This is a genomic window from Cupriavidus sp. SIMBA_020 (genome assembly GCF_046535395.1).
GTDB lineage: Bacteria > Pseudomonadota > Gammaproteobacteria > Burkholderiales > Burkholderiaceae > Cupriavidus > Cupriavidus campinensis.
In genome coordinates, this window is sequence record NZ_JAWRWU010000586.1 from 1 (window position 1) to 271 (window position 271).

The following is a 271-nucleotide window of genomic DNA, read 5'->3' on the forward strand; positions in this document are numbered from 1 at the left end:
GACCGGCAGCCACTGCGCGCCGGCCCACGCCAGATAGCGCGCGCGATGCTGGCCGTTGCGGAACGCCACCACGCCCACATGCGCGATGCCGAGCCAGCCCGCAATCCCCGCCGCGCGGCGCTTCGAGATCGTCACGTAGGGCATCTGCGGCACGCGTTCGTTTTCCGGATCGAGAAATTCGCGGATCCCGCGCACCTTGCCGACATGCCAGTCGTCGACGGGCTTGAGCACGTAGTCGGTGTCGTCGCGGTCGGCGCACAGCAGCAGCTTG

Annotated in this window: 1 protein-coding gene; it reads right to left on the bottom strand. The window is 69.0% G+C overall.

Annotated elements, in window-relative coordinates; all coding sequences use genetic code 11:
- Positions 1–271: plasmid fertility inhibition factor family protein (locus SB751_RS30630; protein WP_410749101.1), on the bottom strand; the 271-nt coding region annotated here is incomplete at both ends.